Source organism: Staphylococcus sp. MI 10-1553, from assembly GCF_010365305.1.
GTDB lineage: Bacteria > Bacillota > Bacilli > Staphylococcales > Staphylococcaceae > Staphylococcus.
In genome coordinates this window covers 1954177-1978608 of record NZ_CP048279.1, presented here as the reverse complement: position 1 = coordinate 1978608, position 24432 = coordinate 1954177, and the positions used below count along the sequence as shown (strand labels likewise).

Annotated in this window: 26 protein-coding genes; 23 read left to right on the top strand and 3 right to left on the bottom strand. The window is 37.5% G+C overall.

The window, feature by feature from the left end:
* Positions 1-13: 13 nt before the first annotated feature.
* Positions 14-880: a membrane protein insertase YidC gene (yidC, locus tag GZH82_RS09190; protein ID WP_162682244.1), complete on the top strand. Its 867-nt coding sequence runs from the start codon at positions 14-16 to the stop codon at positions 878-880.
* Positions 881-925: 45 nt separating this feature from the next.
* On the opposite strand, the gene GZH82_RS09185 is transcribed toward yidC, so the two are convergent.
* Together GZH82_RS09185 and cls are read right to left on the bottom strand one after the other, a co-directional pair.
* Positions 926-1582: an HD domain-containing protein gene (locus GZH82_RS09185; RefSeq protein WP_162682243.1), complete on the bottom strand. Its 657-nt coding sequence runs from the start codon at positions 1580-1582 to the stop codon at positions 926-928.
* A gap of 21 nt (positions 1583-1603) precedes the next feature.
* Entirely contained in the window at positions 1604-3094 is a 1491-nt protein-coding gene (gene cls, locus GZH82_RS09180) for a cardiolipin synthase (RefSeq protein ID WP_162682242.1), read from the bottom strand.
* Positions 3095-3225: 131 nt separating this feature from the next.
* Between cls and csoR the strand changes: the two genes are divergently transcribed.
* From csoR to GZH82_RS09155, 6 genes are all read left to right on the top strand, one after another.
* Positions 3226-3513, top strand: coding sequence for a copper-sensing transcriptional repressor CsoR (csoR, locus tag GZH82_RS09175; protein ID WP_086429166.1), 288 nt, complete (start codon positions 3226-3228; stop codon positions 3511-3513).
* A 12-nt stretch (positions 3514-3525) separates the two neighbouring features.
* On the top strand, positions 3526-3747 hold the full coding sequence (gene csoZ / locus GZH82_RS09170) for a putative copper chaperone CsoZ (protein WP_162682241.1): 222 nt from the start codon (positions 3526-3528) through the stop codon (positions 3745-3747).
* A 3-nt stretch (positions 3748-3750) separates the two neighbouring features.
* Positions 3751-3972 (top strand): cation transporter, encoded by a 222-nt coding sequence (locus GZH82_RS09165; protein ID WP_162682240.1) that lies wholly within the window; start codon positions 3751-3753, stop codon positions 3970-3972.
* An 85-nt stretch (positions 3973-4057) separates the two neighbouring features.
* Positions 4058-6238 (top strand): heavy metal translocating P-type ATPase, encoded by a 2181-nt coding sequence (locus GZH82_RS09160; protein ID WP_162682239.1) that lies wholly within the window; start codon positions 4058-4060, stop codon positions 6236-6238.
* Positions 6239-6323: 85 nt separating this feature from the next.
* Positions 6324-6470, top strand: a complete 147-nt coding sequence (locus GZH82_RS13955; RefSeq protein ID WP_014613367.1) for an Lmo0850 family protein — start codon at positions 6324-6326, stop codon at positions 6468-6470.
* An 806-nt stretch (positions 6471-7276) separates the two neighbouring features.
* Entirely contained in the window at positions 7277-8068 is a 792-nt protein-coding gene (locus tag GZH82_RS09155) for a peptidase (protein WP_238989551.1), read from the top strand.
* Between the two features lie 45 nt (positions 8069-8113).
* Here GZH82_RS09155 and GZH82_RS09150 read toward each other — a convergent pair whose 3' ends face one another.
* Positions 8114-9325 (bottom strand): FtsW/RodA/SpoVE family cell cycle protein, encoded by a 1212-nt coding sequence (locus GZH82_RS09150; RefSeq protein ID WP_162682238.1) that lies wholly within the window; start codon positions 9323-9325, stop codon positions 8114-8116.
* Between the two features lie 153 nt (positions 9326-9478).
* Between GZH82_RS09150 and GZH82_RS09145 the strand changes: the two genes are divergently transcribed.
* The 16 genes from GZH82_RS09145 to GZH82_RS09070 all read left to right on the top strand — a co-directional run bounded on the left by GZH82_RS09145 (position 9479) and on the right by GZH82_RS09070 (position 24424).
* Positions 9479-10549 carry a D-alanine--D-alanine ligase gene (locus GZH82_RS09145; protein WP_162682237.1) on the top strand — a complete coding sequence of 357 codons (1071 nt, stop codon included), beginning with the start codon at positions 9479-9481 and terminating at the stop codon, positions 10547-10549.
* Between the two features lie 11 nt (positions 10550-10560).
* On the top strand, positions 10561-11925 hold the full coding sequence (locus GZH82_RS09140; RefSeq protein WP_162682236.1) for a UDP-N-acetylmuramoyl-tripeptide--D-alanyl-D-alanine ligase: 1365 nt from the start codon (positions 10561-10563) through the stop codon (positions 11923-11925).
* Between the two features lie 283 nt (positions 11926-12208).
* Entirely contained in the window at positions 12209-13696 is a 1488-nt protein-coding gene (gene cshA, locus GZH82_RS09135) for a degradosome RNA helicase CshA (RefSeq protein WP_162682235.1), read from the top strand.
* Positions 13697-13938: 242 nt separating this feature from the next.
* Entirely contained in the window at positions 13939-14412 is a 474-nt protein-coding gene (locus tag GZH82_RS09130; RefSeq protein WP_162682234.1) for a PH domain-containing protein, read from the top strand.
* Positions 14405-15934: a PH domain-containing protein gene (locus GZH82_RS09125; RefSeq protein WP_162682233.1), complete on the top strand. Its 1530-nt coding sequence runs from the start codon at positions 14405-14407 to the stop codon at positions 15932-15934. Before GZH82_RS09130 ends, GZH82_RS09125 begins: the two co-directional genes overlap by 8 nt.
* Positions 15918-16436, top strand: coding sequence for a PH domain-containing protein (locus tag GZH82_RS09120; RefSeq protein WP_162682232.1), 519 nt, complete (start codon positions 15918-15920; stop codon positions 16434-16436). Before GZH82_RS09125 ends, GZH82_RS09120 begins: the two co-directional genes overlap by 17 nt.
* Entirely contained in the window at positions 16433-16783 is a 351-nt protein-coding gene (acpS, locus tag GZH82_RS09115) for a holo-ACP synthase (protein WP_162682231.1), read from the top strand. Before GZH82_RS09120 ends, acpS begins: the two co-directional genes overlap by 4 nt.
* Before the next feature lie 33 nt (positions 16784-16816).
* Positions 16817-17965: an alanine racemase gene (gene alr, locus GZH82_RS09110; protein WP_162682230.1), complete on the top strand. Its 1149-nt coding sequence runs from the start codon at positions 16817-16819 to the stop codon at positions 17963-17965.
* 84 nt (positions 17966-18049) lie between these two features.
* Entirely contained in the window at positions 18050-18220 is a 171-nt protein-coding gene (gene mazE / locus GZH82_RS09105) for a type II toxin-antitoxin system antitoxin MazE (protein WP_019169265.1), read from the top strand.
* Positions 18221-18574: a type II toxin-antitoxin system PemK/MazF family toxin gene (locus GZH82_RS09100; RefSeq protein ID WP_162682229.1), complete on the top strand. Its 354-nt coding sequence runs from the start codon at positions 18221-18223 to the stop codon at positions 18572-18574.
* 57 nt (positions 18575-18631) lie between these two features.
* Positions 18632-19636 (top strand): SpoIIE family protein phosphatase, encoded by a 1005-nt coding sequence (locus GZH82_RS09095; protein WP_162682228.1) that lies wholly within the window; start codon positions 18632-18634, stop codon positions 19634-19636.
* Positions 19637-19715: 79 nt separating this feature from the next.
* A complete protein-coding gene (locus tag GZH82_RS09090) occupies positions 19716-20042 on the top strand; it encodes an anti-sigma factor antagonist (protein WP_162682227.1) in 327 nt (108 codons plus the stop codon).
* Positions 20042-20521, top strand: a complete 480-nt coding sequence (gene rsbW, locus GZH82_RS09085) for an anti-sigma B factor RsbW (protein ID WP_203232800.1) — start codon at positions 20042-20044, stop codon at positions 20519-20521. Before GZH82_RS09090 ends, rsbW begins: the two co-directional genes overlap by 1 nt.
* Complete coding sequence (sigB, locus tag GZH82_RS09080) at positions 20496-21266, top strand: RNA polymerase sigma factor SigB (RefSeq protein ID WP_162682225.1); 771 nt, start codon at positions 20496-20498, stop codon at positions 21264-21266. The genes rsbW and sigB overlap by 26 nt, the downstream gene beginning before the upstream one ends.
* A 562-nt stretch (positions 21267-21828) precedes the next feature.
* Complete coding sequence (locus GZH82_RS09075; RefSeq protein WP_162682224.1) at positions 21829-23979, top strand: Tex family protein; 2151 nt, start codon at positions 21829-21831, stop codon at positions 23977-23979.
* The gene (locus GZH82_RS09070) at positions 23972-24424 is read left to right on the top strand and encodes a SprT family protein (RefSeq protein ID WP_162682223.1); all 453 of its coding nucleotides are present in this window, start codon (positions 23972-23974) and stop codon (positions 24422-24424) included. The genes GZH82_RS09075 and GZH82_RS09070 overlap by 8 nt, the downstream gene beginning before the upstream one ends.
* The last annotated feature ends 8 nt before the right edge of the window (positions 24425-24432 follow it).

Genomic DNA, 24432 nt, shown 5'->3' with positions numbered 1-24432 from the left:
TAGAGGTGGAAAAATGAAGAACAAAGCGTTAATGACAATGCTTGCAGGTGTAGTTTTACTTCTAGCGGGTTGTGACTATAGTAAGCCGAGTAATCGAGACGGATTCTTTTTTAATACGTTTGTTCAACCAATGGACAGATTGATTCACTGGTTAGGGGATCATTTAAATAATAACTATGGTTTAGCGATTATTATCATCGTATTGGTTGTACGTATCGTCTTATTACCTTTCATGTTATCAAACTATAAAAACATGCACATGATGCGTGAAAAAATGAAAATTGCGAAACCTGAAATTACAGAAGCGCAAGAAAAAGTAAAACGCGCACGTACACAAGAAGACAAAATGGCAGCGAACCAAGAAATGATGCAAGTATACAAAAAATACAACATGAATCCAATGGCAAGTATGTTAGGCTGTTTACCGCTTATACTTCAAATGCCAATCATCATGGGATTATTCTTCGTCTTAAAATATCCGTCTGGTGGCGGTATCACGAAGTATTCAGATTTCTTATGGTTCCATTTAGATAAACCGGATATTTGGATTACAATCATTGCGGGTGTACTTTACTTCATCCAAGCATATGTGTCAAGTTTTAATATGCCTCAAGAACAACGTCAAATGGGTTATATGATGATGATTATCTCACCCATTATGATTGTGTGGATTTCATTCAGCTCTGCGGCGGCGTTAGGTTTATATTGGTTAGTATCGGCGGCATTCCTTGTAGTTCAAACTTATATTGCTAATGTCGTATATGGTAAAAAAGCAAAAGAAGAAGTTGCGCCATTAATTAAAAAGTTTGAAGCAGAAAAAAATGGCAACAAAACAGGTAAGAACACACAAGTCGTGAGTAAAAAGAATAAAAAGAAATAGCAACATATCGAATATTAAAAAGAGGGTCTCGTATTGAGGCCCTCTTTAATGTGTTCTATTTTCAATGTCCCACTCATCGAAGAACTGTTGTAAGAACTGCTCTAAAAAGTTATGACGTTGTTGCGCCATGTCTATGGCCACAGGTGTATTCATTAAATCTTTTAATTTGAGTAACTTTTCAAAGAAGTGTTTGATTGCTGATGGTGGTACCGAGTCTATATCTGACAGTTGTTGCATTTCGGTTAAACAGTGTGTGCCGGTCCACATTGGCTCATTAAAGTGACCAGCAAATTGGAATGTACGTGCAATGCCAATAGCACCGATTGCATCGAGTCTGTCAGCATCTTGGACAATTTGTGCTTCAATTGTTTTGAGTGTGCCCACTGCTTTAGTTTTTCGAAAGCGCATATGGTCGATAATGTAAAAAATGGCTTCTTGATCAATCGATGACACCCCTTGTTCGTCTAAAAATGCCAACAATGTTTGACGGGCACTTTGGGGGTCTGCTAATTTGTCATCAACAGTGTCATGAAGGAGAGATGCCATTTCGATATGGTAATGGTCAGCTGACGGATAATGATGTGCGATTTCAACGGCGAGATTTCTAACACGTAACACATGCGCGATGTCATGTCCGCTGCTATCATGCTGATGTGCCTTTCTCATATATTTTTCTGCTGCTTGGATAGGGTGTTGTTTCATTTCGTTATGTCATTCCTTAACTTATAAAATAGGGGAGAGCAGCTGACTGACGGATTCTTTAAATTTAATCCATAAGCTACGTTGTGCATAGCGTTCTTTCGTCAATTCGCTACATACTTTTAAATCTTCTTCAAAACTTTCGCGTACTTCTCTCGCTAATTTTTCATTATATACAAATGCATTCACTTCAAAATTCAAAGTAAAGCTACGATTATCCATATTTGTTGTACCTACACTCGTAATTTCATCATCAATAGTTAATGTTTTCGCATGTAAAAAGCCGTTATCATAAAGATAAACACGTGCGCCGGCTTCGATTAAACTGGCTACGTTCTTGAATGTGGCCCAGTAAACGAATGGGTGATCAGGTTTAGATGGAATCATAATGTTGACATTGACGCCACCTAAAGCAGCAATTTTGAGCGCATCCATAAACGCTTCATCAGGTACAAAATAAGGTGTTTGAATATAAATATCATTTTTTGCCATCGAAATCATTTTTAAATATCCGTATTTCACTTGTTCCCAAAATTCATCGGGACCACTTGAGGCAATTTGTACCCCTATATTTCCATTGTTCGTTTGTTTAGGTTTTGGAAAATACTGGCTACTATATGTAATGTTGTCGCGGTGCGATTGAGAGTTCCAATCTAAAATGAAACGTAACTGTAACGCGCTTACAGCATTACCTTGAATACGTAGATGTGTATCACGCCAATATCCAAACTTTTTAGATAAACCGAGATATTCATTACCTACATTAAAGCCGCCAACGTAACCAATTTGACCGTCTATAATGACGATTTTTCGGTGATTACGATTGTTCATACGTAAATTGATAAGCGGTAACTTAGAAGGGAAGAAAGATTCTACATGACCGCCTTTTTGCTTAAAGCGTTTAAAATCACGCAATGTTAATGCACGAGAGCCCATATCATCATATAACATTTTCACTTCGACACCTTGTTCAAGTTTTTCTTCTAATAGATTTAACAAACTTTTACCAAGGGTATCATGGCGAAAAATATAATATTGAATATGAACATATTTTTCCGCTTGGCGAATATCTTCTTTTAAACGATTAAACTTTTGCTTGCCGTCTGTGAGTAATTCAATTTCATTATTGTTTGTATAGTATGCTGAATTATTATAAAGCAACATTTGAATCATACGGCTATAGTTTTGAATATGAGGGTTGTCAACTTCAAACTCGCCATTTTTAAGAGCAGTGAGTTGTTCATTGACGATAGAGTCTAATCCGATACGATCTCGTTGTTCGAGTTTAAAAATAGTTTTTCGTTGTATTTGTCTACCAAATAATAAATATAATATAAAGCCAATAAGCGGGAATAATCCCAATACAAAAATCCAAGCCCATATAGAACTCGCACTTCTTCTTTCCATAAAAATAATGGTAAAGATGAAGATTAAATTTAATAAAAATGCACCGACTAATAAGTAGTTGATGAGTACATTTTGATTGTAAAAAATCGCATAAAAAACCTCTGGCATCACTTTTATCTCCTTTTTCGTGAAGTGCTTTTATTGTATCATGTTCTATAAAATAGAGGAATTTTACGCATTGACACATACCTGTATAGGGTATATCATTAAAGTATCAAAATGAATCTGGGGGATGTGACATGACTGAACAAGCACATCATTCTGAAGAAATTAAGCGTAACTTGAAGTCGCGTTTGAATCGTATTGAAGGCCAAGTGAAAGCAATCAACCGTATGATAGATGAAGATGTCTATTGTGATGACGTGTTGACACAAATTAGAGCGACACGTTCGGCTTTAAACAGTGTGGCATCGCGTTTATTAGATCATCATATGAAAGGTTGTATTATGCATAAGATTGAAGAGGGTCATCAAGACGAAGCGATGGAAGAATTATTGGTGACGTTTCAAAAACTCATGAAAGATTAGTGAGGTACATTTATGGAAAATGGTTATGTTAAAGTAACACAACTGACAACTGAAGAACAGCAACAACAGCTATCTGATCGTTTGCTTCGTTTAATTGGCGTTGAGTCAGTTGATATCGATTTGACGACACAACAAATTGCATTGACTTACGACACGCCAGCAAATTTGAACACGATAGAAAAAGAAATTTATGATGCAGGATTTCCTGTTATCCAATCACATAAAGGAGTGTAAAAAATGGCAAAACACATCATTGAAGTAGAAGGTATGACATGTTCACATTGTAAAGCAGCAGTTGAAGGTGCAGTAAAAGAAAATGAACAAGTGACACATGTAGAGGCATTCCCTGCTGAAAATAGAGTAGAAGTGGAAGTCAATGAAGAAAGTGCATTAGCAGATGTGAAGCAACGTATTTACGATCAAGGATATGACGTTGTATCATCATTCAGTATGAATTAGGGCTTAGTTTTTCATTGAAGAGATGAGAGATAAGCCCTCATTTCGTTTTTAAAATATACCCTCTATAGGTATAGGAGATGACATAATGACTCAAGAAGAAACTTTCAAAATTGCAGGTATGACATGTGCTGCCTGTTCAGCACGTATCGAACGTGTGCTCCAACGTGAAGCGGGAATTGACCAAATGAATGTCAACTTAGTCATGGAAAATGGGACAGTGAAGTATGACCCTAGCCAGATTACGATTGAAGAGATTTATGAACGTGTCGCTAAAATCGGTTATGAAGCTTTTCCAATGGAGACGAAAGATGAAACAGCTAAAAGAAAAAATGATGAATTGAAGCGACAAAAAGCGAAATTCATTATTTCATTAATTTTAGCATTACCATTACTGTATACGATGTTCGGACATTTTTCATTTTTAAGTTTTATTCCAGTTCCAGATCTTTTAATGAACGGCTGGTTTCAATTTATTTTAGCAACGCCGATTCAATTTGTACTCGGTTGGCAGTTTTATATCGGTGCGTATAAATCTTTAAAAAGTAAAAGTGCGAACATGGACGTCCTCGTTGCGATGGGAACATCAGCGGCTTACTTTTACAGTATTTATTTAATGTTAACGCATATCGGACATAGCGGTCATGTGCCACTCTATTTTGAAACGAGTGCGGTATTAATTACACTCATTTTATTAGGTAAATATTTCGAAATGCGTGCAAAAGGGCATGCAAGTGATGCGATGAGTAAACTGGCTGCATTACAAGTGAAAGATGCGGAAGTGGAACGTGATGGTCAGACTGAAATGATTGCGATTGATGATGTCCGTGTTGGTGATATTGTATGGGTAAGAAGCGGTCAACAAATCCCGCTAGACGGTCAAGTGATTGAAGGCTCCACTACGGTAAATGAAGCGATGTTGACAGGCGAAAGTATGCCTGTTGAAAAAAATATCGGCGACACTGTCATTGGGAGTACGATCAACCAAACAAATTTTATTAAACTTCAAGTGACACATGTTGGTGAAGACTTAGTATTGAATCAAATTATTAAAGTCGTTGAAGAAGCGCAAAATGATAAACCACAAATTCAACGGTTAGCGGATAAAATTTCAAATATTTTCGTACCGACTGTCGTTGTGCTTGCATTACTGTCATTTATCGTATGGTTTTTCGTTGTAACACCATTTCAGTTTACAGCAGCATTTGAGATTTTCATCGCTGTCATCGTCATTGCCTGTCCTTGTGCTTTAGGACTTGCGACACCGACTTCGATTATGGTCGGGTCAGGTCGTGCAGCGGAATCTGGTATTTTATTTAAAACAGCAGAAGCACTTGAACAAGCCCAACACGTCGATACGATTGTCTTTGATAAAACTGGTACGATTACGAATGGTGAGCCTAAAGTCGTGCATGTGTATCATCAGACGGAAGAAACAAATATTGGGACTTATATTAAAAGTTTGGAAATGCAATCTGAGCATCCACTTTCTAAAGCATTAGTCAATTATTATAATGACGAAGCGGTTCTCACTGTTTTGCACTATGAGACACATGCAGGGAGTGGTATTTCAGGTGTGATTGACGACAAGCGTGTTCGTATTGGCTCAATGCGTTTCGTTACAAATAATGGCTTAACAGAAGTACAACGCGATAGAATTCACACGTTGGCAGAACAAGGTGCAACAGTTGTTGGAATGACAATGAATGATACACTTGTCGCAATCATTGGTGTGAGAGATGAACCAAAAGCAGAAGCGAAAGCAGTCGTTCAAACGTTAAACAAAGACTACGACTTAGTGATGTTGAGTGGAGATAGTGAACAGACGGCGCAAGCAATCGGTCGTGAACTCGGCTTTACACGTGTTATTGCAGAAGTGAAACCAGATGAAAAATCTAAAGTCGTTACAGAACTACAAAACGAAGGTAAACGTGTCATGATGGTCGGCGATGGCATTAATGATGCGCCGGCGTTAATGAAAAGTGATATCGGCGTCGCAATGGGTTCAGGTTCTGATATCGCATTAGAATCAGCAAACATTGCGCTCGTACGTAATCATTTAGGTGGTATTGCAGAAGCACTTAAACTCAGTCGCTTAACGATTAAGAATATTAAACAAAACTTATTTTTCGCATTTTGCTATAACTTGATTGGTATCCCTATTGCTGCAGCAGGCTTTTTAGCGCCTTGGCTTGCAGGTACAGCGATGGCGTTTAGTTCAGTTTCAGTTGTATTAAATGCATTACGATTAAAAAATGCGAAAAAATAATTTTATGAATTTACGATTTGGTGTAGTAAAGCGCTACAATTTAGGGTAAGATAAAAGAGTAGATAGCAGAATACGGGGTGATCAAATGGCGAAAAAGAATGATAAGCTTCAAAATGTGGTCCAAATGTTATCTTCAATCGGTGTGAAGGTGAAAAAAACGAAGCCCCGATTAGATATTATGCGATCATTACCCAAACCAAATCCTGCAACTGAGAAATTGAAACCTTATTAAGTATGTTTAAGAAGCACTTAGATGTTGATTGATGTCACATCTAGGTGTTTTTTTGTTTTTAAACACTTCGTTAAGTATCTTCGATTGTGTAATCGGGTTGATGATGGTAAATCAAGTTGATTTTGTTCATTGCTTCCCTTTGGCCTTGCTTTCCTAGGGGACTTGCCTCAACTCAATTCGGCTTGATTGGAGTGGACACTGGTTGGAGGCCGAATTGGATTTTCGGGAGCAGTACAGAAGTCTCATGTGCAACAAAGATTTCGTCGTACTGCCCCCCGCAAGGCTGACTAGACTTCTCAAAAGTGCATACATTGAGAAGTCAGACAGCTACTGCGTTAAACAGTTACCGCTTTTAAAGTTAAATGACGTTATTTTGCTTTTAACACGATCCCTCAGGCGTCTCGGCCAGGTCCGCAACCCAAAATCAACATATAGTAAAATGAGAACCCGATTACACAATCGAAGTCGTAGTGGTTACATAGTGTTGAAAAAACAAGGTAGATGTGACCAAATCAACATCAAAATTGCTCACCATACTTAAATTTGTTTTGGGGAGTAGTGGAAATTGAGTAGAAAACATGTCGAATTTTATCAGCATTCACTAGTATCGTGTAAGTATTTTGAAATATAAAAAAATAAATAATATGTAATAAAATTATAAAAATTACAATGTATTGTTGTATATAATTGTGTTTGTAATGTATAATGGCATTAAAGATAGAGGTTGTGTGAGAGTGAATCTTAATCCATGATGCTAAAAATAAATGGTTGATGGATTAGGGGGTGTCTACAGTTACTAAGTCACCATGATGAAATTTACTTCTAAGAATGGATGGATGTATATGTTAAAAAAATTAGTTGTTACAGGTTTAATTGCTACAGCAGCGACGCAAGTTTATGCGCATGACACACAAGCAGCGGAAAATGATGCTACAGATGCTCCGAAAGTGACGGTTAAGGATGAGGCTAAAAAAGATGCGACACCTACAATCCATCAACCTACATACATTTACCCGCATTTAGAAGGTGAAGATGATGCTGCGTATTTAAAACGTATGGCAACCAATCCACCAGAAGGCGCAGTTCCATATGGTGTGTTGAATAAAGATGGATCAATTACGGAAGCGAATACGAATCCACATTACGATATTTTAAAAGTTGAAGATCCAAATGCCATGAAAGATTTGGTTTTTGCGCCTGCAGATGATCAAGATACGGTAGCTAGTGATTTACAAATTGAACCACCAGCATTAGTAGGACCAAGTGTTAAACACATTGATGCTACTGGAGATGCCAAAACTAGTGATGCACAAAAAGTAGCAAAGACTTCAAAAGCATCACCACAAGATAAGAAGAAAAAAGGTGTGCCAACGCAAACTGCACAAGCAGATAAAAAGATGGCATCTGCAAAAGTGGCACCAGCGAAACAACAAGCAGATACAAATCAAGCGATGAAGCAACAAGATAAAGCAGCAAAAATGTTACCGGCAGCAGGGGAACCACAAATCAATACAATCGGTCAAACAGCACTTGCACTATCCATGATTGCACTAGGTGTCATCGCACTCTTCACGCGACGACGCAAAACAAATCATTAATTAAAAAAGAGGTTGGGGAAACGTTATTGTCCCTCAACCTCTTTCTTAATATGATGTTGTACGTTTTTGTGTAGGTGCTTCATCGTTATACTTTTTCGGTGTATGGTAATGAATACTCAATAACACACCAACCCCTGACATAAGACTCCAAAGCGAACTTCCACCATAACTAATAAATGGTAACGGGATACCTGTAATCGGTAAAAGTTGAATGGTCATGCCAATGTTTTGGAAAATATGGAATAACAATAAACTAATATAACCGATAATGAATGATTTGTTAAACAGGTCGTCCGAATTCATCGCCATTCGAATTAAGTGAAGAAGTAATAATAAAAAGATACCTAATAAGATGACGGATCCTAAAAAGCCAAATTCTTCTCCAATAACTGAAAAAATAAAGTCTGTATGGTTTTCCGGAATATAAACTTCTCCATTATATAATCCTTTACCAATCAGCTGACCTGAACCAATGGCTTTTAATGATTCTGTTAAATGGAAGCCATCCCCAGAACTGTATGAATAAGGGTCTAGCCAAGAATTGATACGACCTAATTGATACGTTTTAATGCCTGCTACATTCTCAATCAAGCTCGGTTTATAAATAATAGATAGGACTAAGCCGACTCCTAGGACGATTGCGCCACCAAATAAAGGGGCTAAAATTTTCCATGTGACACCACTTACAATCACAATACCAGCAATAATCGCTAAAAAGACGAGTGTCGTACCTAAGTCGTTTTGTAATAAAATTAACGCGACAGGTACTAAACTCACACCTGCAATTTTTAACAGTAACATGACGTCTGTTTGAAAAGACTTATTGAAGGTGAAACGATTATGTTGCGCGACAACCTTTGAAATCACCAAAATAAGTACGATTTTCATAAATTCTGAAGGTTGGATGCTGATTGGACCGAAACGATACCAACTTTTTGCACCGTTAATCACGGGTGTAATGGAAGATTCTGGTAGTATGATTAAACCAAAAAGTAAAATATTAAAGATAATGTATACCATATAAGTGTAATTGCGAATCTTTTTAGGTGAAAACAGCATAATCATGAACGCAATGATTGCACCTAGTATGTAATAAAAAATCTGTCTTACACCGAAATCAAGGCTATATTGACCGCCACCCATTGCCGAATGGATCGTCGTGACACTAATGATACAAAGAATCGTAATCAGTGCGATGAGTGGCCAATCTAAGCGGCGCAAAAACGACTTCTGCGTTAGTTGACGAGAGGATACCATGCCAATCTCCTTTATATATAAATTCTATATTGTCATTATATACCGATTTTACATAAGTTGTAATCAAATTGCTAATAATCTCGGAAAATAAATGCAATACAAATGAGAGTCATGGTAATATGGAATTTAGATAAAAATTATGGAGGCGGAGTTATGTCGAAAGAAGCATTATGTATCATTTATGGTGGTAAAAGTGCCGAACATGATGTGTCAATTTTAACCGCACAAAATGTATTGAATGCAATTGATAAAGCGCGTTACCACATCGATATTATTTATATTACGAATGATGGTCAATGGAAAAAAATGGACAATATTACTGAAGACATTACTGACGTTGAAGCTTTACGTATTGATGACGTCCCGACAAGTGATATTTCAGCCATGTTAACAGAAAGTAGTCAAGGCGGTCGTTATGATGCGGTATTCCCATTATTACACGGACCTAATGGTGAAGATGGGACGATTCAAGGATTATTTGAAGTGCTAGACCTTCCATATGTGGGGAATGGTGTGTTAGCGGCATCAAGTTCAATGGATAAACTTGTGATGAAACAATTATTTGCACATCGCGGTCTACCGCAATTACCATACGTGAGCTTTTTAAGAAGTGAATACGAAAAATATCGTAAAAATATTATTAAGCTTGTCCATGATAAGTTAGAGTTTCCGGTGTTCGTTAAGCCTGCGAACTTAGGTTCAAGTGTTGGTATTAGTAAGTGTGACGATGAAGCGTCTTTAATTAAAGGGATTGAAGAAGCTTTCCAATTTGACCGTAAGCTTGTCATTGAACAAGGTGTGGATGCACGTGAGATTGAAGTGGCAGTATTAGGCAATGACTACCCTGAAACGACTTGGCCAGGTGAAGTTGTCAAAGATGTCGCTTTCTACGACTATAAATCAAAATATAAAGACGGTAAAGTAAAGCTCGCTATTCCGGCTGACCTTGATCAAGAAGTACAAATGACTTTACGCAATATGGCTGTAGAAGCATTTAAAGCGACAGACTGTTCAGGCTTGTTACGTGCGGACTTTTTCGTGACGTCTGACAACCAAATTTTCATTAACGAGACGAATGCGATGCCTGGATTTACAGCGTATAGTATGTATCCGAAATTATGGGAAAATATGGGTGTTTCTTATTCAGAATTAATTACAAAGTTAATCGATCTTGCGAAGGCACGTTACGAAGATAAACAAAAAAATAAACACCGAATTGATTAGGAGTTTTGACGATGATAAATATAACGCTGAAACAACTTGCCGAATGGGTAGACTGTGAAATCGAACCACAATACTTAGATGTTGAAATTAAGGGCGTCACAATCGATTCGAGACATATTCAAAAAGGTCAGTTATTCATTCCATTCAAAGGTGAAAATGTAGATGGCCATCAGTACAGTGAACAAGCATTGAACGATGGGGCAGGTGCGACGTTTTTTCAACAAGACAGTACAATGACTGCACCAACAAACGGACCAGTCATTTTTGTAGAAAATACATTGACTGCACTGCAACAGTTGGCAAAAGCGTATTTACAACATGTCGCGCCTACTGTGATTGCTGTAACAGGTTCAAACGGAAAGACGACGACAAAAGATATGTTGGAAAACGTCTTATCTGGAAAATTCCGTGTTCAAAAAACGCAAGGCAATTACAATAACGAAATCGGCATGCCATTAACGATTTTAGAGTTGAATGAAGATACGGAAGTTTCAATTTTAGAAATGGGGATGTCAGGTTTTCATGAAATTGAATTACTGTCCGACATTGCGCAACCGGATTTTGCGGTGATTACGAATATCGGCGAATCTCATATGCAAGATTTAGGATCAAGAGAAGGGATTGCCAAAGCGAAATTTGAAATTGTGACAGGTTTAAAATCAGACGGTTATTTCATTTACGATGGGGACGAACCATTGTTAAAACCCCATGTAGACACGTTAACAACTGCGCATCAAGTGAGTGTTGGTTTGTCAGCTACGAATGATATGCAATGTCAAATGGTGTTACATCTTGAAGACGGTATTACGTTTACAGTGAATGACGACGTGACCTACACGATTCCTATTTTAGGTGAACATAATATGCGTAATGCGACGATTGCGATTACAGTTGGGCGAATAATGGGCTTAACAGATGGACAAATTCAACAGCAATTGACGTCGCTCAAGCTGACAGATATGCGTATGCAGAAGTTTATGACGCCGAATGGTGCGATGGTCATTAATGATGCGTATAATGCAAGTCCAACGAGTATGAAGGCTGCGATTGATACGTTGAGTCATATGAAAGGTGACACAATGTTGGTACTCGGTGATGTACTAGAACTTGGTGAACAATCACGTCAATTGCATGCGAGTGTTGGGTCCTACCTCGAAAATAAAGGCATTGATCAACTGTATACGTTTGGTGAAGGTGCGATGGCGATTCATGAAAAGGGCAAGGCGTTCGTGAATGAGGCGATTCATTTTGATCAAAAAGATAAATTGATTCGTTATTTGACTTCTATCGTAGAACAAAACAGCGTCGTCCTCGTTAAAGCGTCTCGAGGTATGCATTTAGAAGAAGTTGTCGAAGCGCTCGTGCAAGCAGAATAACATAAAGAATGGAACGAAGCCGTGAATAATCACTGCCTTTGTTCCATTTTTAATTAAAAAAATAAAAATGAAGGCACTAAAATTTATTATTTGGCATGTATAAAAAGAGGTCTTAAACCCTACAGTGATACGAATTAAAAGCATAGAGAATATATAAGAATTTAAATGATAGTGAACTTTCGTTTATTGCGGTATTGTGACGAAAATGGTAATATGTAGAAGTTAGATTAATCTTATTTGACAAAAATATATAAGAATGATGATTCAAAAAAGGAGAATTACTTTGCAAAAATTTACAGAATTAGGCGTTTCAGAACGTACAGCTGAAACCCTCGAGGCAATGGGATTTACGGAGCCGACACCCATCCAAAAAGATAGTATCCCATTTGCACTCGAAAACATTGATATCCTAGGTCAAGCGCAGACCGGAACAGGAAAAACAGGTGCCTTTGGTATCCCATTGATCGAAAAAGTTGTTGGGAAAGAAGGCGTGCGTGCTTTAATTTTAGCACCTACACGTGAATTAGCGATGCAAGTAGCTGAACAATTACGTGAATTCAGCCGTGGTCAAAAAGTCCAAGTCGTGACTGTATTTGGTGGTATGCCTATCGACCGTCAAATTAAATCTTTAAAACGCGGACCACAAATCGTAGTGGGTACACCAGGTCGTGTGATTGACCACCTTAATCGCCGTACATTAAAACCACAACAAATCGAAACGTTAATTTTAGATGAAGCGGACGAAATGATGAACATGGGCTTCATTGACGATATGCGTTATATTATGGATAAATTGCCATCAGAAAACCGTCAAACGATGTTATTCTCGGCAACAATGCCAAAAGCGATTCAAGAATTAGTACAAAGATTTATGAAATCGCCACGTATTATTAAAACGATGAATAATGAAATTTCTGACCCACAAATCGACGAATATTATACAATCGTTAAAGAACTTGAAAAATTCGATACATTTACAAATTTCTTAGATGTACACCAACCTGAGTTAGCAATTGTGTTCGGTCGTACAAAACGCCGTGTCGATGAGTTAACAAGTGCGTTACTTTCAAAAGGTTACAAAGCTGAAGGTTTACACGGTGATATTACACAGGCGAAACGTTTAGAAGTATTGAAAAAGTTCAAAAACGACCAAATTGATATTTTAGTTGCGACAGACGTTGCGGCTAGAGGATTAGACATTTCAGGTGTGAGTCACGTTTATAACTTTGACATTCCACAAGATATAGAAAGTTACACACACCGTATCGGACGTACAGGTCGTGCGGGTAAACATGGTATCGCTGTAACATTTGTTAACCCAATTGAAATGGATTATATCCGTCAAATCGAGCAAACGAACCGTCGTCAAATGCGCGCTTTAAGACCGCCACATCGTAAAGAAGTATTAAAAGCACGTGAAGATGAAATTAAGAGCAAAGTTCAAAGTTGGATGGACGCTACGAAAGAACCACGAGTAGAAAACATCGCAAAACAACTTCTAGAAACATATGATCAAACTGAACTTGTGACAGCGTTACTACAAGAATTAGTAGAATCAAATGATGAAGTCGATGTACAATTAACATTTGAAAAACCACTTGCACGTAAAAATGGTCGTTCACCAAAAGGCAATCGTAAAGGTGGCAACAACAAACGTCATTCAAAAGCAGGACGTAATCATAAGCCAAGTGGTAATAAAAAAGGCAACTTCAAACATAAAAGAGAAACAAAAGTGAAAAAAGGACGCACATTTGCGGATCATCAAAAATAATCAGCGTTCGTGCATTTAATTAAACAGCAGTACAGTGCATTTCAATGGAGATGTACGTGCTGCTTTTTTGATGCCTTTTTAAAGAGGTGACGCGCAAGTTTCGGGTCTAAAGCAGGATGAATCTGTAACCTCATCGCATTGTGGCTGAAATGAATTCTGTCTATAACCTACATATCGAACTATCAGAATGAAAAAAGTTTATGATATAATAATGCTAAATTTACTAGGGAGTGACTGTCAACATGCAACTTGAATGTACTCAAAGTCCCGAACCTGCACGTCGTTATTTAAAGTTATGGTATTTCTGTCAATTCATCGCAACTTTAATCATCTTAACAGCTGCACTCGCTGTATGGTTTTACTACGACATGCCGTTTTACGGGACTTATATTTTCATCGGACTCGTGCTGATTGATATTTTTTATTATATCATTCACCCAATACTCCTTTATCGTTACTATTATTACCGCGTGACGGACAGTTATATTGAAATTCAAAAGAACTGGTGGTTCAAACGCAATGAAGTGATTCAAATCGAACGTATCCAGTATGTGAGACGTAAAGCGGGGCCATTGATGAGACGTTTTCAACTGAATCGATTGACCTTTTATACAGCTGGACATGAGTTAGTGTTGCCGTTACTTTATGACGACACGATTACAGAGATTGAATCATTCTGTCTTGCGCAATTAAAAGGGGGTGACAGTGATGTATAGTCCTCAAAAGTTGCACCCTATTTCGTACGTTTTAAGTATTATCGATGCAGTAAAGCGTAATTTTCTTTTTATTATCATATTTGTATTCTTTCAACTAGATAGCTTTGATTTTACAGATTGGACCAATTATATATGGCCAGGCTTCATCGCAATATCGTTTACTATCGTTTTCATTAACCGAACGATTGAAATCTATCGAACGAGCTACTGGATTGAAGGCGATTATTTTATTGTGAAAAGTGGCTTGTTTAACATAGAACAAAAAGAACTTAATATTCGTCGCATCCAATCCATGGACACTATACAACCGATTGTGCATCAATTGGTAAGTGGAGTGAAACTCACGATCAAAACACCAAGTGATGGTATTGATTTAAATATGGTGACGAAAAAGCAGAGTCAATGGATTCAAGAGGAAATAGAGAAAGTCAAGTCGAGAATAGAAAGTGAAGATGGAAGACAAGTTCAGTCCGAAAATTCAAAAATTAGTACAGATGATTATTACGAAGACACACCAACTATCACAAAGCAAGCACCTACAGAAATGATTTATCAATTATCTACGCAAAATTTATTATTAATGGCGATGACGAGTGGTGCTGTTTTTGTCACATTAGCAACGGTTGGGCCAATTTTTGCTGCATTTGAAGATATTATCCCGTGGGAAGGTTTGTTTGAACAAGTCGAGAATTGGATTAAGAATTTAGTAGCGTTAGTCATTACATTAGTGATTGGGATTCTCATGATTGCTTATATTGTGGGCGTCATCATTACAATGGTGAGATATTACCGATTCACTTTAACACGTTCAGGTGACTTTTTAAAAATTCGCTATGGCTTATTAAAAGTGACCAACTTATCGCTGCCTATCGCTAAATTACAAGCGGTCCAAGAAAAGAAATCCTTTTTTAGACATTTGTTTGGCTTTACGTCATATCATTTTATTATTACAAGTGATATGGAAGTCGATATGGAGGATGATTTTGCGTCAGGTGAAATTATGGTGTTGCCGTTCATTAAACGACGAGAAGGGACTAAAATTTTGGCATCTCTCATACCGGTTTATTCGTTTCAGCCGGTTGAAACTGGCCTGCCTTGGCAAGGTTTTCACCGACGTTTTTGGATTCCGTCAGTCATTTTAATCGCTATAGGTGCACTGATTCATTATTATTGGTGGGTGTGGACATGGATACCGATCGCAGTCATTATTTTTTATTTGATTATTCATAGTGTGATTGCGACGCGTATGTCAGGTTCAGTGTTTACTGACGAAGAAGTGTCGATTCGTAAAGTGACATGGTTTGGTTTTAAAACGACGACTTTTAAAAAGGATAAAATTTTAGGTTTCCAACAAACAGCGCACCCTTTGATGCAACGTAACCAGTTAGCGCATTTTGATTTTACTATCGCAAGTGGTTCAGTTTCTAAAGATTTTGGGTTACGCTTTGAGAATCAGGCTATAGTCACACGCAATAAACAATGGTATTTAGGAGGTGGAGATGTCAATGGAAAAGATGAGTGAAAGTGGCGTTAAAGTGATGCGTATCGCTGCGTTGATTATGTCAGCCATCATCACGCTATTGTTAATTGGTGCTATCGTATTAAGTTATTTCTTAGATTGGGATCGATTCACGATAGCACTGATCATCATATTGGCAATCGTACTGCTCCTCCAACTTATTGTCGATGTGTGGCTTAAACCGATTTATCAATATCGTACGTTTGGCTACACATACGATTCGCATATCGTTACAGTACGAAAAGGGTTTATGATGATTAAACAAACACGTATTCCAACTTTTAGAATTCAAAACGTCGATTTTAAAGAAGGATGGTTGATGCGAAAATATCAGTTAGCGACATTGACACTTTCCACAGCTGGAGGCAATGTCGATGTGACGTTGATTGATAAAGAAACCGCTCAAAAAGTGATGGCATTTATTAAACAAAAGGATGCGAAAGTACAAACATCAGAAGCAATGCCGTTAGTAGAACACGACGAAAAAGAAGAGGGACCTTTATGATATATGGTGTAGGACTCGATTTAGTTGAAATAGCCCGAATTATAGAAACTGTACAACGTCAACCCCGCTTTCCAGAACGTATTTTATCAGAACGAGAACTTGAACGTTATAGAGATTATACGACTGACCGACGCCGTGTCGAATTTTTAGCTGGTCGATTTGCGGTGAAAGAGGCATTCAGTAAAGCGTTAGGTACAGGGATTGGTAAGGACATTACATTCAAACAAATTCATTGTGAAAATGATGCGCTTGGCAAACCTACAATTCAAATGGCAGGCTATCGCGTACATGTTTCCATCACACATACAGAACATTATGCAGCCGCACAAGTGATTTTAGAACAATAATGGACGAATATAGATAGAGGAAGGATGACAATCATGTCAGAAAAATATTATCGCACCACCACGATGAAAGTGAATTTAGATGCGATTACGGATAATTATTATGCATTAACGAAATTACAACCGAATAAAACGATGATGCCTGTCGTTAAGGCGAATGCATACGGTCTTGGGAGTATACAAATTGCTCAACATTTAAGTCAGTTAGGCGCTGAGTTTTTCTGTGTGGCGACTTTGGACGAAGCGATTGAGTTGAGAATGCACGGAATCAAGGAGAAGATTTTGATTTTATCGAGTATTCCCCCAGATGCCATTAATAAAGCTATTCAGCACCGTGTTGCAGTAACGGTTACGTCAAAAGCATGGTTAGAAGCGGCGATTGCTGAAATTGAAGAAGATAATGAAAAGACATTATGGTTACATATTAAAGTAGATACAGGGATGAATCGGTTAGGTGTGAAAGATATAGAAGCGTATCATGAAATTATTGCTTTAATACAATCTCAAGAAAATCTTGTATTTGAAGGGGCTTTTTCACATTTTCATTCAGCAGATGAGGATAACGATTCAGCCCATTTACAATATGAACGATTTGAAGAAATTATTGAAAGTACAGCACATCCTGCTTATATTCATATGCAAAATTCTGCAGGAACTTTACGTTTCAATCCGTCATTATGTAATGCTTTTAGACCAGGTATTGCGATGTATGGCTACTATCCTTCAGCATTTATTGAAAGTATTGCGACTGCACAACTAACGCCGGCTGTTCAACTCGTGACAGAAGTGATGGAAGTAAAGTCGTTGTTAAAAGGTGAGACGGTAGGTTATGGTCAAACATATACAGCATCTGAAGATATGACGATTGCTTTATTACCGATTGGCTATGCAGATGGCTATTTACGTTCAATGCAAGGGTCAAATGTCAGAATTAGGGAGACTGAATGTGAGATTGTAGGGCGCGTGAGTATGGATCGTACAGCAATTCGTGTACCTACAACAGTTCGACCGGGTGATCAAGTGATTTTAATTGATGATCAAGCGCACACGTCACAATCTGTCGAAAGTCTTGCAGCCCAACAACAAACCATTAATTATGAAGTATTATGCAATATAGGAAGAAGAGTGCCTCGCTTATATCATGTAGAAGAAATGGTCGAAATATCCAACGAATTGTTAAAATAGTATGGTTATTCCTCCATATTTTTGTTATGATGAACATAATAAAAGAATTTTTTAATGTGTTGTATTGATATGGAGGTCCTATTTATGTCAGCATTCAATCAAACAAGATTTAAAAATTTAGAACAGTCATTAAAAGAAGGTTATGTACAGATGGCAGATTTGAATCTCTCCCTAGCGACTGAAGCGTACTCAGTTGAATGTGAAGCTTGCGATTGTAATGAATCACACTTGACATCTGATTATAAGGAAGACTAAATGAAGCGCGGAGATGTTTATTTAGCAGATTTATCACCAGTACAGGGTTCTGAACAGGGGGGAGTAAGGCCCGTTGTCATTATTCAAAATGACACTGGAAATAAGTATAGTCCCACTGTGATTGTAGCCGCAATTACCGGTCGGATTAATAAGGCAAAGATACCAACGCATGTCGAAATCGAAAAAAATAAATATAAGCTCGATAAAGATTCTGTTATTTTACTAGAACAAATTCGGACAGTCGATAAGAAAAGATTGAAAGAAAAGTTAACGTTTTTGTCTGATAAGAAGATGAAAGAGGTTAACAATGCGATTGGTATTAGTTTAGGACTGCACATAAATCATCATAAATAGGCTTTAGGATAATGCTCCTAAAGCCTTTTACAGTTTTTAGTGGAAGGAGAACGTTTAATGACAAATCAGAATGAATCGCGATACTTTCAACTTGTTGATCAATTTTTGCAAAGTGAAAGTAAATCAAATGTTCTAAATCAAGCGCATTCTTTTTCTGAAAATTTATCTGATGATGCTTTATTACCAGAAGAATTTGTAGATATACATAAAAAATATGTCCAGATTCACGAATTGTCAAGTGAAGATATGATAGCTATTTTAGATGTTCTAAGAGCGGTCATTGGTAGCTTTGGTTATGATTATGAAGATTATAAAGCATTGGTTGACCGTGTTGAAGTCCATGATAAAGAATTGGATGTCGCTTCACGTTTACAACAAACGATGCTTAAAACAAACATTCCACAATTCGATAGCATTCAAATCGGAGTGATTTCTGTTGCGGCTCAACATGTGAGTGGTGATTATTTTAACTTAATTGATCATAAAGATGGCACGATGAGTTTTGCGGTCGCGGATGTCATTGGTAAAGGGATTCCAGCTGCATTAGCCATGAGTATGATTAAGTTTGGCATGGATTCGTACGGCCATTCTCAACTCCCTAACGATGGTTTGAAACGTTTAAATCGAGTCGTAGAAAAAAACATCAATCAAAACATGTTCGTGACTATGTTTTATGGACTTTATGAAGAGATTAATCATGTCCTTTACTGTAGTTCGGCAGGGCATGAACCGGGTTATATTTTCAGAGCGGAATCTGACACATTTGAAGAAATTACAGTTCGAGGTCGTGTATTAGGTGTAAGCCCACATGTAAGATATCAACAACAAGAAATAGCCATTAACATTGATGATATGATTATCGTTTTTACAGATGGTGTGACCGAAATTCGAAAAGAAGACGGCGAGTTTATTGATACTTGTTATTTACTTGATTTTATACTTGCATACAAACAATTACATCCACAAGATATCGTCCAACTCTTGTATGAAGAATTACTGAGATTGCAAAAAACAGGCAAACGAGATGATTTAACCATTTTAATTATTAAGCGCGTGCACTAAAGTTTAAAAAATGAGATTATTGATGTATTGAAATGGGTAAACTGAACAAGTAGAGAATAAAGTAGGAGTGTAATCAATAATGAACCTTAATATAGAAACCGAAAAGCATGAAACACATTATGATGTCGCAGTAACCGGTGAACTTGACGTTGCCACAGTTCCGGAACTTGAAAAAGTGCTCGTCCCTATACGCCAAGCAGGTACACACGATATTTATGTTAATTTAGAAAAGTTAAACTATATGGATTCAACAGGTTTAGGATTATTTGTAGGAACTTTAAAAGCATTAAATCAACACGAGAAACAATTATACATTTTAGGTGTGAATGATCGCATTAAACGCTTGTTTGAAATTACAGGTCTGAATGATTTGATGCATGTCAACGAAGGAACGGAGGTCGAATGATGATGCAATCCAATGATATCATTGAAATGCGACTTCCTGCTTCTGCTGAGTATGTCAGTTTAATTCGTTTGACACTATCGGGTGTGTTTACACGTGCTGGTGCGCATTATGATGACATTGAAGACGCTAAAATTGCTGTGAGTGAAGCAGTGACGAATGCTGTTAAACATGCTTATAAAGATAAAGAAGAACAAGGCTACATTCATGTGTGTTTTGAACTTGAAACAGATCGCATTAAAATCATTGTTTCTGACCAAGGTGATAGTTTTAATTATCAAGAGACAAAACAAAATCTAGGCCCTTACGAAGAAAATGAAAATATTGACTTTTTAAGAGAAGGTGGGTTAGGTTTATTCTTAATCGAATCGTTGATGGATGAGGTCACAGTTGATAAAGAAACTGGCGTTACGATTAGTATGATTAAGTATATTAGAAAAGAGCAGGTGCGAAATAATGACGAAAGAGTCGAAATCAGCTAATGGTGTTTCACCTGAACAAATCAACCAATGGATTCAAGCGTATCAGAACAATGAGGATAATGAAGCACAAGAAAAACTTGTTAAACATTATGAAAAACTGATTGAATCCTTAGCTTATAAATACTCAAAAGGTCAATCACATCACGAAGATTTAGTACAGGTTGGTATGGTAGGACTGATTGGTGCGATAAATCGATTTGATTTATCATTTGATAGAAAATTCGAAGCTTTTTTAGTCCCCACTGTCATAGGTGAAATTAAGCGCTACTTAAGGGATAAAACATGGAGCGTCCACGTCCCACGTAGAATTAAAGAAATAGGGCCGAGAATCAAAAAAGTGAGCGATGAGCTAACAAATGAATTAGGACGTTCACCGTCAATTAGTGAAATTGCAGAACGTCTTGAAGTTTCGGATGAAGATGTGTTAGAAGCAATGGAAATGGGACAAAGTTATAACGCTTTAAGCGTCGACCATTCCATTGAAGCAGATAAAGATGGCTCTACAGTGACATTGTTGGATATTATGGGTCAACAAGACGACAATTATGAGTTGACTGAGAAGCGGATGATATTAGAACGTATACTTCCTATTTTAACAGATCGTGAAAGAGAAATTATTCAATGTACATTTATTGATGGATTGAGTCAAAAAGAAACGGGAGAACGTATCGGATTAAGTCAGATGCATGTCTCACGGTTACAAAGAACAGCCATTAAGAAATTGCAGGAGGCTGCGAGAAAATAGTGGTGTGATAAAAGGATTGGGATGTTGGGTTCCAGTCCTTTTTTGTTTTTAAAGTAGGTTTCTAGGCCATTTTGCGCTTTCCCAGGGGTCTTGCCTCAACTCAATTCGGCTTGATTGAAGTGAACATCAGATGGAAGCCGAATTGGATTTTCGGTAGCAGTACAGAAATCTCATGTGTAACAAAGGTTTTGTCGTACTGCTCCCGTAAGGCTGACTAGGCTTCTCAATAGCGGAAGCATTGAGAAGTCAGACAGCTACTGCGTTAAACAGGATCCACTCTCAAAGTTGAAGGTTTATCATATTGATTCGCAATTGATCCCAGGAGTCGCGGTTGGTTTTTGCAATCTGGACGAACTTTTCAAAAGAGATGGTGAACATATCAATCCTTTTATCTTTTTGGGGGAGGTAGAGACACAACCGTCGTTTTCCGGGGGTTGCCAAACGTCACATTAGCTTGTTTTGAGCGGTCTATTGCGCTCATGTTTTTTACGTTCTGACTGACATACTTTATGCGATACATGTTAAAATGTAGGAGAAAAGATTGAGAAAGCGGTGATTATTTTTGGCAAATCATTTTGTACAAGCAATACATAAACAACATCAGTTTCCCATTCAACATATTGAAGCGGTACTGAAATTATTAGAAGAAAAAAATACTGTGCCTTTTATTGCACGTTACCGTAAAGAAGTGACGGGCGGTTTAGATGAAGTCGAAATCAAACAAATTGCCGATGAATATCACTATATGGAACAGCTGCAAAAGCGAAAAGATGAAGTGATACATAGCATTGAGCAACAGGGCTTATTAACGGATGAACTTCGACAAGCCATTCAACAGCAAACGAAATTACAACGTGTTGAAGATTTGTATCGTCCATATAAACAAAAGAAAAAGACGCGTGCAACAGAGGCGAAACGTAAAGGCCTCGAACCTTTAGCAGAATGGATTTATCGTCAACAGTTAGACGCTGATATTGAGAATAAAGCACACGCGTTTTTAACTGATGAAGTAACAACAGTGGAAGATGTGATTCAAGGTGCACAGGATATTATTGCTGAAAGAATTGCAGATCATCCACAATATCGCAAACAAATTTTGAAATTGACGCAAAAAGAAGGGTTGATTACAGTACAGAAAAAGAAAAACGCTGAGGATGAAAAAGGCGTTTTTGAAATGTATTATGATTATCAAGAACCCATCCGTCAAGTTGCGAATCATCGTATTTTAGCGATGAATCGTGGTGAAAATGAAAAAATATTGCAAGTCAAAATTGAAATGGACAAAGCGACTTTGACACAAAATATTAAAAAGCGAGAAGTCAAAGGCCTTAACGAATTATCGACAATTGTGGGAGAAGCGATTGACGACGCGATGAAACGTTTAATTTTTCCTTCCATTGAACGTGAAATAAGAACAGATTTAACTGAGCGCGCAGAAGCACAAGCGATGACTTTGTTTAGTGAAAACTTGAAAAATCTGTTATTACAACCGCCATTAAAAGGAAAGCAAATTTTAGGTGTAGATCCCGCGTTTCGAACTGGTTGTAAATTGGCTGTTATTAATCCGTATGGAACATTTATAGAAAAATCAGTGATGTATCCACATCCACCTGTATCTAAAGTGGATGAAGCTGAAAAAATCTTCTTAAAAATCGTGAAAGACTTCGACATTAATTTAATTGCGATAGGAAATGGAACAGCGAGTCGCGAAACGGAACAATTTGTAGCACGAATGATTCAGGAACACCAACTTGATGTTCAGTACATTATTGTGAACGAGGCAGGGGCTTCCGTGTATTCGGCATCTGAGATTGCGCGTGCCGAATTTCCTGATTTTCAAGTGGAAGAGCGTAGTGCCGTATCGATTGGAAGACGTGTACAAGATCCTTTAAGTGAACTCGTTAAAATTGATCCTAAGTCGATAGGAGTCGGACAATATCAACACGACGTGAACCAAAAGGCGTTAGATGCTGCACTTGACTTTGTAGTTGAAACTGCTGTTAACCAAGTCGGTGTTGATGTCAATACGGCATCAAGTACATTACTTCAGTACGTGTCAGGATTATCACGACAAATTGCTGATAACATTGTGTTGTATCGTGAAGAAAATGGTGCCATTACCCATCATCGCCAACTGAATAAAGTTAAACGATTAGGTGCAAAAACGTTTGAACAAAGTATCGGTTTTTTACGTATTGTGAATGGTAAAGAACCGTTAGACAATACAGCGATTCATCCAGAAAGTTATGATGCGACTTATCAATTATTAGAAAGTTTAGAGCTCAAAATTACAGATATTGGCACACCAATTTTAGCAAAAGCGTTATCAACATTGGATATAGAAAGTTATGCGACTAAGTTAAACATCGGTGTACCTACGTTAGAAGATATCGTGAAGTCATTAATTGCACCGAACCGTGATCCTCGAGATAATTATGAAACACCTGAATTAAAATCAGATGTATTGTCGATAGAGGATTTATCAAAAGGTATTAAATTGAATGGAACAGTGCGTAATGTCGTCGATTTCGGTGCCTTTGTCGATATCGGCATTAAGCAAGACGGTTTGGTACACATTTCAAAACTCGCTAAAAAGTTTGTCAAGCACCCGATGGACATTGTAAGTGTTGGAGACATTGTAGAAGTTTGGATTGAAAATATTGATGAAAATAAAGGGAAAGTAGCACTGACAATGATTGATCCAAATGAATAATGAAACTTTGCAACAACTCACTGAACAAATTGCATTTGAGCATTTTGGTATCCCTTTTAAACATCGTATTTACTTTAATCGACGTCTACGTACAACGGGTGGACGTTATATGTTAACTTCACATGATATTGAAATTAATCCTAAGCAATACGAACATTTTGGTGAGCAAGCACTTGTAGATATTATTAAACATGAATTGTGTCATTACTTTTTGCATTTGAGTGGTAGAGGGCACCAGCATAAAGATAGAGATTTTAAAGTGTTAGCTGAAAAAGTGGGGGCACCGAGATTTTGTCAACCGACCGAAAGTTATGCATCAAGAGCGAACTATGAATATGAATGCCAATCGTGTCAAAGTAGTTATGTTCGAATTAGAAAAGTAAATGTAGTTAAGATGCGGTGTGGTCGATGTGGTGGACGTTTAAAGTTGAAAAGGTACTTATAAGTTGTTTA

What these genes read in the sequence shown, in the direction of transcription:
- GZH82_RS13955 (WP_014613367.1), top strand. Translation starts at nt 6,324, where the DNA reads ATGGCGAAAAAGAATGATAAGCTTCAAAATGTGGTCCAAATGTTATCT.
- GZH82_RS09090 (WP_162682227.1), top strand. Translation starts at nt 19,716, where the DNA reads ATGAACCTTAATATAGAAACCGAAAAGCATGAAACACATTATGATGTC.
- GZH82_RS09100 (WP_162682229.1), top strand. Translation starts at nt 18,221, where the DNA reads ATGAAGCGCGGAGATGTTTATTTAGCAGATTTATCACCAGTACAGGGT.
- GZH82_RS09140 (WP_162682236.1), top strand. Translation starts at nt 10,561, where the DNA reads ATGATAAATATAACGCTGAAACAACTTGCCGAATGGGTAGACTGTGAA.
- GZH82_RS09130 (WP_162682234.1), top strand. Translation starts at nt 13,939, where the DNA reads ATGCAACTTGAATGTACTCAAAGTCCCGAACCTGCACGTCGTTATTTA.
- GZH82_RS09165 (WP_162682240.1), top strand. Translation starts at nt 3,751, where the DNA reads ATGGCAAAACACATCATTGAAGTAGAAGGTATGACATGTTCACATTGT.
- cls (WP_162682242.1), bottom strand. Translation starts at nt 3,094, where the DNA reads ATGCCAGAGGTTTTTTATGCGATTTTTTACAATCAAAATGTACTCATC.
- rsbW (WP_203232800.1), top strand. Translation starts at nt 20,042, where the DNA reads ATGATGCAATCCAATGATATCATTGAAATGCGACTTCCTGCTTCTGCT.
- yidC (WP_162682244.1), top strand. Translation starts at nt 14, where the DNA reads ATGAAGAACAAAGCGTTAATGACAATGCTTGCAGGTGTAGTTTTACTT.
- GZH82_RS09095 (WP_162682228.1), top strand. Translation starts at nt 18,632, where the DNA reads ATGACAAATCAGAATGAATCGCGATACTTTCAACTTGTTGATCAATTT.
- GZH82_RS09145 (WP_162682237.1), top strand. Translation starts at nt 9,479, where the DNA reads ATGTCGAAAGAAGCATTATGTATCATTTATGGTGGTAAAAGTGCCGAA.
- csoZ (WP_162682241.1), top strand. Translation starts at nt 3,526, where the DNA reads ATGGAAAATGGTTATGTTAAAGTAACACAACTGACAACTGAAGAACAG.
- acpS (WP_162682231.1), top strand. Translation starts at nt 16,433, where the DNA reads ATGATATATGGTGTAGGACTCGATTTAGTTGAAATAGCCCGAATTATA.
- alr (WP_162682230.1), top strand. Translation starts at nt 16,817, where the DNA reads ATGTCAGAAAAATATTATCGCACCACCACGATGAAAGTGAATTTAGAT.
- GZH82_RS09160 (WP_162682239.1), top strand. Translation starts at nt 4,058, where the DNA reads ATGACTCAAGAAGAAACTTTCAAAATTGCAGGTATGACATGTGCTGCC.
- GZH82_RS09150 (WP_162682238.1), bottom strand. Translation starts at nt 9,325, where the DNA reads ATGGTATCCTCTCGTCAACTAACGCAGAAGTCGTTTTTGCGCCGCTTA.
- csoR (WP_086429166.1), top strand. Translation starts at nt 3,226, where the DNA reads ATGACTGAACAAGCACATCATTCTGAAGAAATTAAGCGTAACTTGAAG.
- GZH82_RS09155 (WP_238989551.1), top strand. Translation starts at nt 7,277, where the DNA reads ATGATGAAATTTACTTCTAAGAATGGATGGATGTATATGTTAAAAAAA.
- GZH82_RS09070 (WP_162682223.1), top strand. Translation starts at nt 23,972, where the DNA reads ATGAATAATGAAACTTTGCAACAACTCACTGAACAAATTGCATTTGAG.
- mazE (WP_019169265.1), top strand. Translation starts at nt 18,050, where the DNA reads ATGTCAGCATTCAATCAAACAAGATTTAAAAATTTAGAACAGTCATTA.
- sigB (WP_162682225.1), top strand. Translation starts at nt 20,496, where the DNA reads ATGACGAAAGAGTCGAAATCAGCTAATGGTGTTTCACCTGAACAAATC.
- GZH82_RS09120 (WP_162682232.1), top strand. Translation starts at nt 15,918, where the DNA reads ATGGAAAAGATGAGTGAAAGTGGCGTTAAAGTGATGCGTATCGCTGCG.
- GZH82_RS09125 (WP_162682233.1), top strand. Translation starts at nt 14,405, where the DNA reads ATGTATAGTCCTCAAAAGTTGCACCCTATTTCGTACGTTTTAAGTATT.
- GZH82_RS09185 (WP_162682243.1), bottom strand. Translation starts at nt 1,582, where the DNA reads ATGAAACAACACCCTATCCAAGCAGCAGAAAAATATATGAGAAAGGCA.